We start from the raw sequence: 15,291 nt of genomic DNA on the forward strand, positions 1-15,291 counted from the left end.
GGCCTCGCCCGCGTGCGGGATGTCGTGCATGCAAGGATCGACTTCATGCGTACCCCGAAATGGCAACTCGCCATCTATTCCCTGATCATTCTGTGCGGCCTCATCGCCGCGCTTCCAAACATCATCCCGCAACATCGCCTCGCCGCCCTGCCCGACTGGATCGCCGGCCAGCAGGTGACGCTCGGCCTCGACCTTCAAGGCGGCTCCCACCTCGTGCTCGAGGTCGATGCCGCCGCGCTGAAGCAGGATCGCCTGACCTGGCTTCAGGACGAGATTCGCACCGTGCTTCGCGGCGAGCGCGTCACCGGCGCAGCGCCTCGCCGCCAGGGCGACGCCATCGTCGTCGATGCGGGCGATGCGGCGACGTCCGACAGGATCGCCCCGCTTCTCGACGGGTTGATATCACCCGTCCAGGCGGCGACGTTCGCGCCGACGACGGACATTCTTGTCAGGCGCGAAGGCAACCGGTTCACGCTCACCCTGAGCGACGCCGGCATCGCCGAACGCGTCGACCAGGCGATCGACCAGAGCCTCGAAATCGTGCGCCAGCGCGTCGACCAGGTCGGCGTCGCCGAACCGACGATTCAGCGCGTCGGCTCCGACCGCATCCTCGTCCAGCTTCCCGGCCTTCAGGACCCGACGCGCCTGCGCGAACTGCTCGGCTCGACCGCGCAGATGTCGTTCCACATGGTCGCCCGCGAGGCGACCGGCCCCGGCATCACCGTAATGTCGGACGAGGAAGGCCATCAATATCCGATCGAGGATCGTGTCGCGCTCAGCGGTGAACGATTGACCGACGCGCGCGCCGGTTTCGACCAGCGCACCAACGAGCCCATCGTCTCGTTCCGGTTCGACAGCGTCGGCACGCAGCGCTTTGCCGAGATCACCCGGCAGAATGTGGGCCACCCCTTCGCCATCGTGCTCGACGGCAAGGTCTTGAGCGCGCCCGTCATCCGCGAGCCGATTACCGGCGGCTCGGGCCAGATCAGCGGCTCGTTCACGGTCGAGAACAGCGTCGTTCTTTCCGCCCTGCTGCGCGCCGGCGCCCTGCCGGCGCCGCTGACCGTCATCGAGGAGCGGACTGTCGGTCCCGACCTCGGCGCCGACGTCATCGAGATGGGCATTGTCACCGGCCTTGCCGGCTTCGGCCTCGTCATGGGCCTGATGGTCGCGCTCTATGGCGGCTGGGGCATGATCGCCAGTGGCGCGCTCTTCCTCAACGTCGTCCTGACGCTCGGCGCGCTGAGCTTCCTCGGCGCGACCCTGACGCTGCCCGGCATCGCCGGCATCATCCTCGGCATCGGCATCGCGGTCGACGCCAACATCCTCATCAATGAACGCATCAAGGAGGAGACCGCGCGCGGGCGAAGCGCGTTCGCCGCGCTCGATCATGGCTTCAGCCGCGCCTATTCCACCATCGTCGACGCCAACGTGACGTCGCTGATCGCCACCGCGCTTCTCTTCATGTTCGGCTCCGGTCCGGTCCGCGGCTTCGCCATAACAATGATGATCGGCATCGTCATCTCGATGTTCACCGCGGTCGCCGTGGTGCGGATCGCGATGACCGAGATCGTGCGCCGCCGGCACATGAAGACGCTCGTGCTGCGCTCGCCGCTGCGCATCGCGCCCGGCGAAACGCGCTTCGCCTTCATGAAGGCGCGGTATCTGGGCATTGGCATGTCGATCTTCCTGTCGCTCGCCTCGATCGGCCTCTTCATGAAGCCGGGGCTGAACTACGGCATCGACTTCACCGGCGGCATCCAGGCCGAGATCGTCACCACCGGCGATGTCGACCTGGCGACCCTGCGCTCGAACCTCAGCGAACTCGGTCTCGGCGAGGTCACGCTGCAGGGCATCGGCGGCGACAACAACGTACTCGTGCGCCTGCAGCGCCAGGAAGGTGGCGAGGCGGCTCAGACGCGGGCCATCGACCTCCTGCGCAGCACCGTCGCAACCGTCGACCCCGGCGCGAGCGTGGAGCGGACGGAAGTGGTCGGGCCGAAGGTCAGCGGCGAACTCGCGCGCAACGGCGTCATCGCCGTGGTGCTCGCCAGCCTTGCCATGCTCATCTACATCTGGTGGCGCTTCGAGTGGTATTTCGCGGTCGGCGCTATCGCCACGCTCGTCCTTGACACCACCAAGACGGTCGGCTTCTTCGCGCTCACCGGGCTCGACTTCAATCTGACCGCAATCGCGGCATTGTTGACGATCATCGGCTATTCGGTGAACGACAAGGTGGTGGTCTACGACCGCATGCGCGAGAACATGCGGCTCTACAGGCAGAAGTCTCTGCGCGAGATCATCGACATGAGCATCAACCAGGTGCTGGTGCGCTGCGTCTTCACCTCCCTGACCACCTTCCTCGCCATCCTGCCGATGGCGATCTGGGGCGGCAGCGCGGTGGAGAACTTCGCGTGGCCGATGGTGTTCGGCGTCGTCGTCGCCACGACCTCGTCGATCTTCATCGCGGCGCCGATCTTGCTCATCCTCGGCGACTGGGCCGGCGGACGGCCGGGCCGCAAGGCGCAACAACCCGAGCCGGCGCCGGCCGAGTAGGCAGTCGCGACAAACTGGCCCTGTCCGGAACCCGTATCTGGACAGGGCGCAACCTGTGCTTTAAGTCCATTTGAAACACAGGCAAATGGTGGTTCATTGGCAGGAGCGGAGCAAAATCTGGCCCCGGCAGGACGTCGCGTCATGACGTGGCGCGCGTTGCCGTTCACGCTCCTCTTCCTCGCCCTTCTCGGCTATGCCGGTCTGCCCTCCGTTCCGGCCAACGGCATCCACATCGCGGCTGCGCTGTCGGAAGAGCTGAAGGCCGATCCGGCCCCGCCGCACAAGTTCAGCGCCCCCCAGCAGGAACAGGAATATCGCGAGCGCGACGTAGAGGCTGTCGCCGGCCCGGTCGGGTTCGATGGCGACGCGGCCTTGCCTGCTCCCCTGCCGGTCCCCGAACTGGCAACGATCGGCCCCCCGCGCGCGCCGCCCCCGGCCGCCGGCGTGGTCCGCACCGTCCGTCACATCGCGCACGCGCGCGCACCGCCCGCTTCGACCCCGGTCTGAGCGTCCTGCGCCGCATCGCGCTGCGAACCTCCTGCGGGTGATCCGCCCCGCATTTCGAGTTCGCACCCGTCATCGCCGCCCTGACGCTCGTTTCGCTTCGAGCTTGGTAACGGACGCGTATTGATGACAACGATCTGGCATAGCGGCTTTCTGGTGCTTCTGGTCGGGCTTCCCTTCGTCGGCAGCCTGTTCGCCGCGCTGTTGTCGTCGAACGCCCGCAATGCCGAGGCCTGGCTCGCCGGGTTCGTGGCCCTCGGAGGGCTTGCCGTCACTGCGCTCGCCTATCCGCAGGTCGCCGATGGCGGCGTCGTCAAGCACGTCATCCAGTGGGTGCCGGCGCTCGGCCTGTCCGTCACGCTGCGCATCGACGGCTTTGCCTGGATGTTCTCGATGCTGATCACCGGCATCGGCCTCCTCGTCGTCATCTATGCCCGCTACTACATGTCGCCGAAGGACCCGGTCGCGCGTTTCTACGCTTTCCTCCTCGCCTTCATGGGCGCGATGCAGGGCGTGGTTCTCTCCGGTAACATCATCCTGCTCGCCGTCTTCTGGGAACTGACGAGCATCTTCTCCTTCCTGCTGATCGGCTACTGGAACCACACCCAGGCCGCGCGCGACGGCGCGCGCATGGCGCTGACGATCACTGGCACCGGCGGGCTATGCCTCCTTGCGGGCATGGTCCTGCTCGGCCAGATGGCGGGCAGCTACGATCTCGACGCGGTGCTCGCCGCCGGCAACGAAATCCGCAATCATGATCTCTACGTTCCCGCCCTGCTGCTGATCCTCGCCGGCGCCTTGACCAAGAGCGCGCAATTCCCGTTCCATTTCTGGCTGCCGAACGCCATGGCTGCGCCGACGCCGGTCTCGGCCTACCTCCATTCGGCGACCATGGTGAAGGCGGGCGTCTTCCTGCTCGCCCGCTTCTGGCCGGTGCTGGCCGGAACGGACGAATGGTTCTTCATCGTCGGGCTGGCCGGCATGTCGACGCTTCTCCTCGGCGCCGCCTTCGCCATCTTCCAGCAGGACCTGAAAGGGCTCCTCGCCTATTCGACGATCAGCCATCTCGGCCTCATCACGCTGCTTCTGAGCCTTGGAAGTCCGCTCGCCGCGGTCGCCGCGATTTTCCACATGCTCAATCACGCGACGTTCAAGGCCTCGCTCTTCATGGCCGCCGGCATCATCGACCATGAAGCCGGCACGCGCGACATGCGGCGATTGTCTGGCCTGTTCACCTTCCTGCCGATCACCGCGACGCTCGCCATGGTGGCGAGCGCAGCGATGGCGGGCGTGCCGCTCCTCAACGGGTTCCTGTCGAAGGAGATGTTCTTCGCCGAGACCATCGAGCAGCACCGCGCCTCGCTTCTCGATGGCGTCGCGCCCTATGTGGCGACCATCGCCGGCGCCTTCGCGGTCACCTACTCGATCCGCTTCATCCACAAGGTCTTCTTCGGCCCGAAGCCGGTCGACCTGCCGCGCGAGCCGCACGAGCCGCCGCACTGGATGCGCGTGCCGATCGAGCTGCTCGTCCTCGCCTGTCTCATCGTCGGCATCATCCCCGCGCTCAGCGTCGGAAGCCTCCTCGACACGGCGGTCGTCGCGGTGCTGCGCGAGGATACGCCCGAATACAGCCTCGCGGTCTGGCACGGCTTCAACCTGCCGCTACTGATGAGCGTCATCGCGCTGGTCGCCGGCGTTGTTCTCTACCTGCTCCTGCAACCCTATCTGCGTGATTCCGAGGAGGGCCCGCCCTTCTTCCGCCGCCTCAAGGGCCAGCGCATCTTCGAGCGCATCCTCGTCACGGTAAGCTGGCGCGGCGCGCGCTATCTCGAAGGAGTCCTCGCCACGCGCAAGCTTCAACCGCAGCTTCGCATGCTCCTGCTCGTCGCCATCCTCGCCGGCATCTGGGCAATGTGGGGCGCGGGCGACCAGTTGCCTGACCTTTCCGTGCGCGGCATCGATCCGATCCTGGCGATGCTCTGGGTCATCGGCGGCCTGTGCGCGGTCGGCGCGGCCTATCAGGCGAAGTTCCACCGCCTCGCCGCCCTGATCCTGATGGGCGGCGCGGGTCTCGTCACCTGCATCACCTTCGTCTGGCTTTCGGCGCCTGACCTCGCCGTCACGCAATTGCTGGTCGAGATCGTCACCACCGTGCTGATCCTGCTCGGCCTGCGCTGGCTGCCCAAGCGCGACGAGGAAATCTACGAATCCATCGACCCGAAAACGCGGTTGCGCCGCTCGCGCGATTTCGCACTCGCCGTCGCCGCCGGGCTCGGCACCGCGACGCTCGCCTATTTGACCATGCGCACGCCGCTGCCCCCCTCCGTCGGTGACTACTATCTCGAGCACGCCTATTCGGAAGGCGGCGGCACCAACGTCGTCAACGTCATCCTCGTCGACTTCCGCGGCTTCGACACGTTCGGCGAGATCGTCGTGCTCGGCATCGTCGCGCTCACGGTCTTCGCGCTGCTTCGCCGCTTCCGCCCGGCCGAGGACACCAGCGAAATCCCCTACCAGCAGCGCGAGCAGAACGAATTTGACGACGTCCAGCGCGACCGTGAGGTCGGCGAGACGGTGAAGGACTATCTGCTCGTCCCGTCGGTCATCATGCGCTGGATGTTCCCCGTCATCGTGCTTCTCGCCGCCTATCTCTTCCTGCGCGGGCACGACCTGCCCGGCGGCGGGTTCGCGGCCGGCATCACCATGTCGATCGGCTTCCTCCTGCAATATCTCGCCGGCGGCACGCGCTGGGTGGAGGAACGGCTGCGCATCCTGCCCGTGCGCTGGATCGGATTCGGCCTCCTGATGGCGACGGTGACCGGTCTCGGCTCGTGGCTTTTCGGCTATCCGTTCCTGACGTCCTATTTCCAGTACACCGAGATTCCGTTTATCGGCGACATGCCGACCGCCTCGGCGCTGCTCTTCGACCTCGGCGTCTTCAGTCTCGTCGTCGGCGCGACGGTTCTGATGCTCATCGCCATCGCCCACCAGTCGATCCGCTCGGCCAAGCCCAAGACGGCCAAACCCTCGACCGACGGAGGGCAGAGCTGATGGAACTCCTGATCGCACTCGCCATTGGCACGCTGACAGGTTCGGGCGTCTGGCTCCTGCTTCGCCCGCGCACCTATCAGGTCGTCATCGGCCTCGCCCTGCTCTCCTATGCGGTGAACCTCTTCATCTTCTCGATGGGACGCCTGCGCGTGAACGCCCCGCCGGTGCTCGACGGCTCCATGCCCGTCGACCCCGCCGCCTATACCGACCCGCTGCCGCAGGCGCTGGTGCTGACCGCGATCGTCATCGGCTTCGCCACGACCGCGCTCTTCCTCGTCGTGCTCATCGTCTCGCGCGGCCTCACCGGCACCGACCATGTCGACGGGCGGGAGAGCGATCGATGAATTTCGACCCGCACCACCTCGTCATCGCGCCCATCCTGATCCCGCTCGTCGCGGGGGCGCTGATGCTGTTCTTCGACGACCGCGAGCGGCGTTTGAAGACGACCATCGCGCTCCTGTCGAGCCTCGCGCTCTTCGCCGTTGCCGTCGTGCTCCTGCAACGCGTCCATGTCGGCAACGACGCCGTGGCGCTCGTCTATCTCCTCGGCAACTGGCCGGCGCCGATCTCGATCAATCTCGTCGCCGACCGGCTTTCGGCGCTGATGCTGGTGCTGACGGCGATCCTCGCCATTCCGGCCCTCGTCTTCGCCGTCGAGCGATGGGCGAAGGCCGGCCCGCACTTCCACAGCCTCTTCCAGTTCCTGCTGGTCGGGCTCAACGGCGCGTTCCTGACCGGCGACCTCTTCAACCTCTTCGTCTTCTTCGAGGTGATGCTCGCTGCCTCCTACGGCCTCGTCCTGCATGGCTCCGGCTCGGCGCGGGTGAAATCGGGGCTCCATTACATCGCGGTCAACCTCGTCGCCTCGCTGATCTTCCTGATCGGCATCGCACTCGTCTTCGGCGCGACCGGCAGCCTGAACATGGCCGAGATCGCGCTGCGCGCCGCGACGCTCGAAGGCTTCGCCGAGCCGGCGCTCCATGTCGGCCTCGCCATGCTCAGCCTCGCCTTCCTGGTCAAGGCCGGCATGTGGCCGCTCGGTTTCTGGCTGGTGCCCGCCTATTCGGCCGCCGCCGCGCCCGTCGCCGCCACTTTCGCGATGCTGAGTAAGGTCGGCATCTATGCGCTCCTGCGCCTCGCGCTCCTGGTGCCTGCCAGCGGCGAGGCGTTCGGCGCGATGCTGATCTTCATCGGCGGTTCGTTCACGCTCGTCTTCGCCTCGATCGGCGTGCTCGCGTCGCAGTCGATGCAGCGCGCGAGCGCCTATTTCGTCCTCATGTCGTCCGGAACGCTCTTGGCCACCTTCGGCATTTCCGAACCTGGCAGCACCGCCGGCGCGCTCTTCTACCTCATCTCCTCGACACTCGCCGTCAGCGCGCTCTTCATGGTCGTCGAACTTCTGGAGCGCGAGCAGGACGCGGCCGCCGACGTTCTCGCGGTCACGATGGAAGCCTATGGCGAGGCCAACCCGGAAGACGAGGACGACGCCGAGATCGGCCAGATGATGCCCGGCGCGCTCGCCATCCTGGGCATCGGTTTCGCCCTTCTCGCGCTCGTCCTGATCGGCCTGCCGCCGCTTTCCGGCTTCCTTTCGAAATTCGCCATCCTCCATGCCATCATCGGCCCGCCATCGGTCGAGATCGCCGGCGGAGGCACGATGCGGGTCATCCTTGCGACGCTGCTCATCGTCTCGGGCCTCACCGCACTGATCGCGCTCGCGCGCATGGGCATCCGCACCTTCTGGGCGCCGGTGGAAAGCTTCGCGCCGCGGGTGACGATCGTCGAAACCGCGCCGATCCTCTTCCTGCTCGCGGTCCTCGTCGCGCTCGCGCTGCAGGCCGGGCTCGTCATGGATGTCGTCACGGCCACCGCCGGCGACCTGCACGACGCGGAACGCTATCTCGACGCCGTCCTCGGCGCCGAGCGCGTGCCGCCCTTCGCGGAGGAGAGCCAGTGAGAGCCGTCCTGCCCTACCCGCTTCTCGCCGCTGGCCTCGCCTTCATGTGGCTGGCGCTGTCCGGCTTCACGCCCGGCCATGCGATCCTCGCCGTGCTGGTTGCGCTTGGCGCGAGCTACGCCTTGCAGGCGCTCGGCGAGACGAGCCCGCGCATCCGTCGCTACGCCGCCATCCCCGAACTGTTGGGCATCGTCCTCTACGACATCGTCCGCTCCAATTTCGCGGTCGCGCGCATCATCCTGTCGGGCAAGCGCCGCCAGCGCACCTCCGGCTTCATCCTCGTGCCGATCCGGCTCACCAATCCATCCGCGCTCGCCATCCTGTCCATCGTCCTGACGAGCACGCCCGGCACCGCCTGGCTCGACTACAATTCGGCGCGCGGCACGCTCCTGATCCACGTCTTCGACCTCGTCGACGAGGCGACCTGGGTCGACCTCATCGCCAATCGTTACGAGCGCCTGTTGCTGGAGATATTCGAATGAACGTCCTCATCATGCAGGTGGCGCTGTTCGTCGCCCAGTCCTTCATCGCCGTCGCGATGCTGCTCTGCACTTACCGGATGGCCATCGGCCCGCGCGCGCAGGATCGGGTGCTGGCGCTCGACGGACTCTATGTCTGCGCCATGCTCCAGTTACTCGCCTTCGGCGTGCGCACCGGCAACACGCTCTATTTCGAGGCCGCGCTGATCATCGGCGTCATGGGCTTCGTCGCAACCGTGGCGCTTGCCAAGTTTCTCATGCGCGGCGAGGTGATCGAATGAGCGTCGCCTATGCAGAAGTGCCGCTCTGGGCGGCGATCCTCAGTGCGGCCTTCATCCTGCTTGGCGCCACTTTGGCGCTGATCGGCGCCTTCGGGCTGGCCCGGCTCGGCTCGTTCTACGACCGCATCCACGCACCGACGCTCGCGACGAGCTGGGGCGCGGGCGGCATGGTGATGGGATCGATGATCTTCTTCACCGCCGCCGCGGCACGTCCCGTCATCCACGAGATCCTGATCGGTGTCTTCGTCACCGTGACGACGCCCGTCACCTTGATGATGCTCGGCCGCGCCGCGATCTACCGCGACAGGTCGCAGAACAATCCCGGCATCCCTCCCCTGTCGCCAACCGCCGAGATCTCCGGGCCGGAAGCGCAAGAGGACGGCGACTGACAGGCGCCAAGCGCCATCTTCATTTCCATTCCGCGCGATGAGGAACGTCAATCGATAGACGACGTATCTTTTGACACTGTCTTCACGTCCATTTCACGCTGGGATCACTCCCCGGGGTTCATTCTCCCCTGGCTTGCACAAGCAGGCCAACAAACGAGGGAGATGAAAATGTCCAGACACCACACCGCATTGAAGTTCGTCGCAGCCTCGCTCGCCGGCTTCGCCTTTTTCGGATCGGCGATGAGCCAGGAAGCACCGTACGTCGCAGGCAAGTACTCGGCCAACACCGAGCGCCTGTGGGATCTCGGGATGGAACCGGCTCAGGCGACACCGGTCGAGCCGACCACGTCCGAAAACGAGACGACGACCTTCGCCTATGACGATGAAGTGCTGCGCTTCCCGCGTCCGCGCTTCGTGGAAGACCCGGTCTTCGGCAACTATTCGGCAAACGTGCGCGCGCACGATTTGCGCTGACCCCGCGGTCGGGGGATGGCGAATCCGGCGGCAGACCGGATAGCCGAACCGCGCCCCTATGCGCCACCCGTCGCGTTTCCGGGTGGCGCTTTTTTTTGCGTGCACCAGGCCTTTCACGCAACTTTCACGACGCCATGACGGCCGCGTTCTAAACCGGCGCCGCTGGATCAATCCGCCATAGGAAAGACTGCCGGATGTTCGACGTACAGGCGCACGACTTTTCCGCGACGATCGCGTCATTGCCGACGGGCTTCGGCGACGCGCATGTTTTCCCTCCCGAGAACGCGCGATCGTGGTATTTTGAGGAAGGGGCGCCAGATGTATTGAAGGCAATCGCGATGCAAAGCGATGCTGCCGAACATCTTTGCGAGATGTTTCTGTTCGGACCGCTGACGGTACTGGACGCGCGCGGAGTCAACCGTACGCCCAAGGCCCAGAAGTCGCGCGCTCTGCTTGCGTTGCTTGCGCTTGCACCGCGGGGTTCCCGGTCGAGGGTCTGGCTGCGCGACAAGCTGTGGAGCGACCGCGGCGAGGAGCAGGCTTCCGCCAGCCTGCGCCAGGCCCTCCTCGACGTGCGCAAATCGCTTGGACCCCTGGCCGACAAACTGCTCGTCGCCGACAAGCATACGGTGACGCTTGACCTCAGCCGGATGCAGGTCGACGCGCTCGACCTGCTCCATCAGATGTCGGACCGGACCACACAGGCGACGTTCGATGCGCGCGAGGTCGATGGCGAAATTCTCGAAGGCCTCGACATCGGCGATCCCGAATTCGAGGACTGGCTGACGCTCGAAAGGCAGCTCTGGCGCTCGCGCTTCGAAAATGCCGCGGCGCCCCGCGACCTGACGCCCGCAAGAGAGCCGCTGCGCCCCGCTCCCTCGCAGCCGGTGCAGGGGGTTGCAGCCAAACCCGCCGACGCATCCAATGGTGCGGGGACGCAGCCGAGCCGTCCGGGGTGGACGGTCGCGCTGACGCCGCCTCTCGTCCTCGGGACGCCCGACAATGCCGGCTATCTGCCGCAACGCCTCAACGAGCTTCTGGCCAAGCTGCTGCTCGAGGGCGGCGATATCAGCGTCTCCGACCTTGGCTACCGGGCGGCTCAAACCGCAACCGCTGGCGGCGACAGCGGAACGATGGGCGCCGTCCATCTTGCCGTCAGCACGAGCTATACGTTCTCGCCGCACGAAATCCACGCCACGATCAATCTGCACCGGGTCGCCGATCAGAGCCTCGTCTGGATCGACAGCGCGACGCTCGATCGGCGAGCGGTGGAGGGCGGCGACGCCTCGCAGGCCTTTGCCCTCACGAACCAGGCGATCGAGGAAATCCGGCGCTGGTTCACGCTTCAGCCGGCTTTCAAGCCGGACACCACGCGCGAAACCATGTTCGGCGCGGTCAACGCCATGTTTCGCCTGTCGCGCCCGGACCTCGATGCGGCGGAACGCACGCTGCGCACGCTGATCGCCCGCAACGAGGCGCCGCAGGCCTATGCCTGGCTGGCCTTCCTGCTGACCTTCCGGGTCGGCCAGCGCTTTTCGCCCGATACGCTGGCCACCATCGAGGAAGCCCAGCTTCTGGCACGCCGCGCGGTCGAGATCGACGGCAACAATGCCGTGACGCTGGCGCTGGTCGGCCATGTCCATTCCTATCTGTTCGGCGAATATGACACGGCCTCGCGGCTGTTCGAGCGCGCGATCAAGATCAATCCGGCGCAGGTTCTCGGCTGGGACCTCTATTCGATGCTGCACGCCTATGCAGGCCAGCCCGAAAAGGGCCTCGCACTGGCAAACTGGGGCCGGCATCTCGGCGCCTACAGCCCGCACCGCTACTATTTCGACACCTCGCTATGCATCAACGCGGCGCTGGCGGGACAGCACGACGTGGCGATCGCAGCCGGCGAACAGGCGCTGTTCGAAAGGCCGGACTTCAACAGCCTGCTGCGCTATCTCGTCTCGAGTTATGCCCACAAGGACGACATGGCGACCGCGCGCCGGCTGCTCGACCGGCTCACGGTGGTGGAGCCCGACTTCTCGATCGGCGCCCTGATCGATGCGCGCTATCCGATCATCCAGACCAAAGGCGGCAGCGACCTCATCGCCGGATTGCTGAAGGCCGGCGTCAAGAAAAACTGACCGCCGCACATCAAGGAGGCAATGATGACTGACAGCCATGCTCCTCGATACCAGCCCAAGCAACTGGCCGACTTCCTCGACCGGTTCCGGTTCAAGGTCGAACATGACGACGTCGTGCCCTGCGCGCAGGAGGACCGTCCGGTTCCCGCGCCTGCAATCGCGGCGGCGGAGCCGGCGATGGCTGGATTGCCCGTGACCGAAGCGATCCGGCCGGGTGCCCTGCAACCGCCGCCGCCGTTTGCGCATCGCCAGTTCCCCCGCGCAGTGGAAGCCTCGGTTCTCTCGAGTACCCTCAGCGTCTTTCGCAGCCTGTCCGCGGTCCAGAACAAGGCGTCGCTCAACAAGAACAAAAACAAGAATAAAAACAAGAACAAGAACAAACTCGCGGGCGCGTCGGCCGCGGGCACGGACGCCGCGCTTCTCCCGGCACTGGAACTTCGACGGCTCCACCTCGACCCCGCCGCCGATCCCTTCGCACCTGCGAAGCGTTTCGCCTGGGAAACGCTCGACATCGCGGGACCGCCCGGACCCGACCTGACCCGGCTCGAGACGGAGGTTCTTCTTTCCATGCAGCGACGCGACAAGGAGCGTGTCCGCCGCATGAACGACATCGAACGAGAGGCGACGCTCGACCTCACCGACTTCACCCGCCCGCTCGGCATCGACGGTCTGGGCGGCTACGAGCAGACGGAGGCGCTGTTTCTGGCGATCCTGGCCATGTGCGAGTATGTCGGGCTTCTCTACAAGGCGCGCTATGGCCGCATACGCCCGAACCAGTTCGAGCCGCGCCTGCGCCCGCTCCTGGCGAACCCGGCCCACGATGCCTATCCGAGCAACCATTCCTTCCAGTGCCATTCGATCGCGTTCGCCTTCGCGACGATTCTGCCGGAGCATCCGGCGACCGACGAACTTGCCCGCGTCGCGCGAAAGGTGGCCGAGAACCGCGAATGGGCGGGCCTGCATTATCCAAGCGATACGGATGGCGGCAAGGAACTCGCCCGGCGCTTCGCACCCTATCTGAGAGAAGCGTTCCGCCAAACCTTCAACGCCGCGCAGCGGGAATGGATCTGATCTATCGGAGGATGTCCCATGAGCCAGTTCGATTTCACCGAGAAGATGAGCGGAAGAGACGGCGGCGGCCGTCCTCAGTCCTATTACTACCTCTGGCACCTTGTCGCGCTCGGCGTCATCGATGCCGAGTTCGGTCCGCCGAGCGATCCTGAGGACGAGTTATCCGCAAGCGCGGCGCCGACCATCACCGGCACCGTCTGGGACGAGATCGGCGCGGCGTTCCCGCAGGCATTCGAGCCCGCCGTCGTCGCGCTCATCGATGTTGGCGTCAGCAGGCTGCATCCGAACCTGCGCACGCGCATCGATGATCGCTCGATCGATCTGGCGAGCCATCGCTATGGCGCGGCCACGCAGCCCGCCGACCCCGCCAACCCGCATGAGCGCGAACAGGAAGCGCCCTTCTTCGCCGGGCTCGACATTTCGGGTCTCGGCGCCATCGATCTTGGCGCCGGAGACGCCGCTTTCCTTTCGGCGTTGGTCGGCGAACTCGCGGCGTCGAAAGGCGTCGTGCGCCAGCTCGCCGACGGCGACGAAACGTTCGGGTCGCACGGCACGGCAGCAGCGGGGCTTGTCGTGGGCGAACCCGCCGCATCCGTCGCATCCGAAGACGGCTCCGGCCCCGCCGCGATCGAGCCGGCCTCGCTCGCCACAGCGGACGGAGAAACGCTGGGCATCAATCCCAATCAGGGCATCCTGCCCTATTTCGGCGTCGACCCGTTTTCGCGGCTGCTGTCCATCCGCACCTCCTTCGACACCGACGCAGAACAGTTCATCGCCGCCTTCCTCTACGCGTGGCATTGCGGCGTCGATGTCATCCTCCTGCCGCGCGGACTGCCCGACCCCGTCCGCAGCCGCGTCGCACCGAAGCCGGAACTCGCACAAGACGGCGACCTGCGCGCGAACCGTGAAAGGGCCGGCCTTTTCGCCCGCCTTGCCGATGCCAACGGGGAGGAGATCGACCCCTACGCGACCGCACCTGCGAGCGACCGGGAATGGACGATCCTGGAAAAGCTGATCGTCGCGATCAGCCGCAAGATTCCGGTGATCTGCGCGGCCGGAAATGACGGTGAAAGCCAGATCATCTATCCGGCGAAACTGGCCGCGCCGGACAATGGCGTGGTCGCCGTCGGTGCCGTCACGCCGCGCGGCCTGCGTTCCGGCTTCAGCAATTACGGCGAGGGGCTGACACTCGTCGCACCTACCGACGACAGCGAAGTCTTCAATCGCCACCAGTTGCGGCGCGACACGACGCATCCCGCGGCAAGCACTGACTATTTCGACGCCGGGCGCGGCAGGATCGTGCCCTACAGCCCCTTGGCGCTGGTGACGACGGATCTTCCGGGCATCTACGGCTACGAGGCCGGATCGCCGCCCCGCTCGGCGCGCGTCCCGCCCTTCGCGGACCCCGGTACGGGCGGGGGGTACTACACGACGTTCGGGGGAACGTCGGGTGCCTCGGCCCTTGTCGCGGGGGTTGCGGCCCTCGCGGCAAGGGCCAACAGGGCAAGGCATGGTCCGGGGGCATCGCTCCCAGGGGTTGCGGCCAAGGACTTGCTCGTCAAATCGAGCCGACTGGCGACTGCCGTCCGCCCCGGCACCGCACAGCTTGCGCCGGACCCGATGAACGCCGACGACGAACCCTCGAAAGGTTTGCCCTATTATTTCGGCGCGGGACTGCTCGATGCAAGACGAGTGGTCGCGGAGGTGATCACAAGCTGACGACGCACCGCCAATTCGGGCGTTCTTGATTGCGATATTGCATTGCACATTGACGGTGCGTGCGCAAAATGGGCCATGGCCGCACCGTCCCTTTCCATCCTCGTCATCGATGAGAACCGCATCCGCGCGGCCGTCATCGAGGCCGGCCTTCGCGAGGCGGGTCACGAGCGGATCACGGTGATTCACGACGTCGCCGGCATCGCGCGGCGCATCGCCGAAATCGAGCCGGACGTCATCGTCATCGATCTCGAGAATCCCAATCGTGACATGCTGGAAAACATGTTCCAGCTTTCGCGCGCGGTGAAGCGCCCGATCGCCATGTTCGTCGATCGCTCCGACCAGGCCGCGATCGAAGCGGCGGTGGAAGCGGGCGTCTCGGCCTATGTGGTCGATGGGCTGCGCCAGGAGCGGGTGAAGCCGATACTGGACATGGCGGTGAGCCGCTTCAATGCCTTTTCCAGAATGTCGCGCGAACTGGAAGAGATGCGCGGCGAGTTGCAGGGCCGCAAGCTGGTCGACAAGGCCAAGCGCATCCTCATGCAATCGCGCGGCCTGTCCGAGGACGAGGCGTATGCGCTGCTGCGCAAGACCGCGATGAACCAGAACCGCAAGATCAGCGAGATTGCCGACAGCCTGATCACGGCCGCCAGTCTGCTCGGGCCGCAGGAAGGGAATTGA

General features: G+C 65.9%; 13 protein-coding genes. All 13 read left to right on the top strand.

The genetic code is table 11. From position 1 onward, the window contains the following. Positions 1-45: 45 nt before the first annotated feature. The 13 genes from secD (at position 46) to ALII_RS0109730 (ending at position 15,291) form a co-directional block, all read left to right on the top strand. The gene (gene secD / locus ALII_RS0109670; protein ID WP_024587116.1) at positions 46-2,556 is read left to right on the top strand and encodes a protein translocase subunit SecD; all 2,511 of its coding nucleotides are present in this window, start codon (positions 46-48) and stop codon (positions 2,554-2,556) included. A 141-nt stretch (positions 2,557-2,697) separates the two neighbouring features. Further along, positions 2,698-3,063 carry a hypothetical protein gene (locus tag ALII_RS0109675; protein WP_024587117.1) on the top strand — a complete coding sequence of 122 codons (366 nt, stop codon included), beginning with the start codon at positions 2,698-2,700 and terminating at the stop codon, positions 3,061-3,063. A 123-nt stretch (positions 3,064-3,186) separates the two neighbouring features. After that, the gene (locus ALII_RS0109680) at positions 3,187-6,111 is read left to right on the top strand and encodes a monovalent cation/H+ antiporter subunit A (RefSeq protein ID WP_024587118.1); all 2,925 of its coding nucleotides are present in this window, start codon (positions 3,187-3,189) and stop codon (positions 6,109-6,111) included. After that, positions 6,111-6,455 (top strand): Na+/H+ antiporter subunit C, encoded by a 345-nt coding sequence (locus ALII_RS0109685; RefSeq protein WP_024587119.1) that lies wholly within the window; start codon positions 6,111-6,113, stop codon positions 6,453-6,455. Before ALII_RS0109680 ends, ALII_RS0109685 begins: the two co-directional genes overlap by 1 nt. Next, complete coding sequence (locus ALII_RS0109690) at positions 6,452-8,068, top strand: monovalent cation/H+ antiporter subunit D (RefSeq protein ID WP_024587120.1); 1,617 nt, start codon at positions 6,452-6,454, stop codon at positions 8,066-8,068. Before ALII_RS0109685 ends, ALII_RS0109690 begins: the two co-directional genes overlap by 4 nt. Next, positions 8,065-8,550, top strand: a complete 486-nt coding sequence (locus ALII_RS0109695) for a Na+/H+ antiporter subunit E (protein ID WP_024587121.1) — start codon at positions 8,065-8,067, stop codon at positions 8,548-8,550. Before ALII_RS0109690 ends, ALII_RS0109695 begins: the two co-directional genes overlap by 4 nt. Next, positions 8,547-8,828 carry a K+/H+ antiporter subunit F gene (locus tag ALII_RS0109700; protein ID WP_024587122.1) on the top strand — a complete coding sequence of 94 codons (282 nt, stop codon included), beginning with the start codon at positions 8,547-8,549 and terminating at the stop codon, positions 8,826-8,828. Before ALII_RS0109695 ends, ALII_RS0109700 begins: the two co-directional genes overlap by 4 nt. Beyond that, positions 8,825-9,217 carry a monovalent cation/H(+) antiporter subunit G gene (gene mnhG, locus ALII_RS0109705; protein ID WP_024587123.1) on the top strand — a complete coding sequence of 131 codons (393 nt, stop codon included), beginning with the start codon at positions 8,825-8,827 and terminating at the stop codon, positions 9,215-9,217. The genes ALII_RS0109700 and mnhG overlap by 4 nt, the downstream gene beginning before the upstream one ends. A 168-nt stretch (positions 9,218-9,385) precedes the next feature. Further along, a complete protein-coding gene (locus tag ALII_RS0109710) occupies positions 9,386-9,691 on the top strand; it encodes a hypothetical protein (RefSeq protein ID WP_152529578.1) in 306 nt (101 codons plus the stop codon). Positions 9,692-10,029: 338 nt separating this feature from the next. Beyond that, on the top strand, positions 10,030-11,823 hold the full coding sequence (locus ALII_RS0109715; protein WP_201767715.1) for an SARP family transcriptional regulator: 1,794 nt from the start codon (positions 10,030-10,032) through the stop codon (positions 11,821-11,823). Between the two features lie 24 nt (positions 11,824-11,847). Further along, positions 11,848-12,894 carry a phospholipid phosphatase gene (locus ALII_RS0109720; protein ID WP_051375831.1) on the top strand — a complete coding sequence of 349 codons (1,047 nt, stop codon included), beginning with the start codon at positions 11,848-11,850 and terminating at the stop codon, positions 12,892-12,894. 18 nt (positions 12,895-12,912) lie between these two features. Then, positions 12,913-14,613: a S8 family serine peptidase gene (locus ALII_RS0109725; RefSeq protein WP_024587127.1), complete on the top strand. Its 1,701-nt coding sequence runs from the start codon at positions 12,913-12,915 to the stop codon at positions 14,611-14,613. A 75-nt stretch (positions 14,614-14,688) separates the two neighbouring features. After that, the gene (locus tag ALII_RS0109730) at positions 14,689-15,291 is read left to right on the top strand and encodes an ANTAR domain-containing response regulator (RefSeq protein WP_024587128.1); all 603 of its coding nucleotides are present in this window, start codon (positions 14,689-14,691) and stop codon (positions 15,289-15,291) included.

Origin of the sequence: Aliihoeflea sp. 2WW (assembly GCF_000497755.1) — a bacterium.
In the GTDB taxonomy this organism is placed as follows: domain Bacteria; phylum Pseudomonadota; class Alphaproteobacteria; order Rhizobiales; family Rhizobiaceae; genus Aliihoeflea.

Excerpts from the sequence above, each read along its gene's own strand:
- ALII_RS0109680 (WP_024587118.1), top strand. The coding sequence starts at position 3,187 with ATGACAACGATCTGGCATAGCGGCTTTCTGGTGCTTCTGGTCGGGCTT.
- ALII_RS0109730 (WP_024587128.1), top strand. The coding sequence starts at position 14,689 with ATGGCCGCACCGTCCCTTTCCATCCTCGTCATCGATGAGAACCGCATC.
- ALII_RS0109675 (WP_024587117.1), top strand. The coding sequence starts at position 2,698 with ATGACGTGGCGCGCGTTGCCGTTCACGCTCCTCTTCCTCGCCCTTCTC.
- ALII_RS0109710 (WP_152529578.1), top strand. The coding sequence starts at position 9,386 with ATGTCCAGACACCACACCGCATTGAAGTTCGTCGCAGCCTCGCTCGCC.
- ALII_RS0109725 (WP_024587127.1), top strand. The coding sequence starts at position 12,913 with ATGAGCCAGTTCGATTTCACCGAGAAGATGAGCGGAAGAGACGGCGGC.
- ALII_RS0109685 (WP_024587119.1), top strand. The coding sequence starts at position 6,111 with ATGGAACTCCTGATCGCACTCGCCATTGGCACGCTGACAGGTTCGGGC.
- mnhG (WP_024587123.1), top strand. The coding sequence starts at position 8,825 with ATGAGCGTCGCCTATGCAGAAGTGCCGCTCTGGGCGGCGATCCTCAGT.
- ALII_RS0109720 (WP_051375831.1), top strand. The coding sequence starts at position 11,848 with ATGACTGACAGCCATGCTCCTCGATACCAGCCCAAGCAACTGGCCGAC.
- ALII_RS0109715 (WP_201767715.1), top strand. The coding sequence starts at position 10,030 with ATGCAAAGCGATGCTGCCGAACATCTTTGCGAGATGTTTCTGTTCGGA.
- ALII_RS0109700 (WP_024587122.1), top strand. The coding sequence starts at position 8,547 with ATGAACGTCCTCATCATGCAGGTGGCGCTGTTCGTCGCCCAGTCCTTC.
- ALII_RS0109690 (WP_024587120.1), top strand. The coding sequence starts at position 6,452 with ATGAATTTCGACCCGCACCACCTCGTCATCGCGCCCATCCTGATCCCG.
- secD (WP_024587116.1), top strand. The coding sequence starts at position 46 with ATGCGTACCCCGAAATGGCAACTCGCCATCTATTCCCTGATCATTCTG.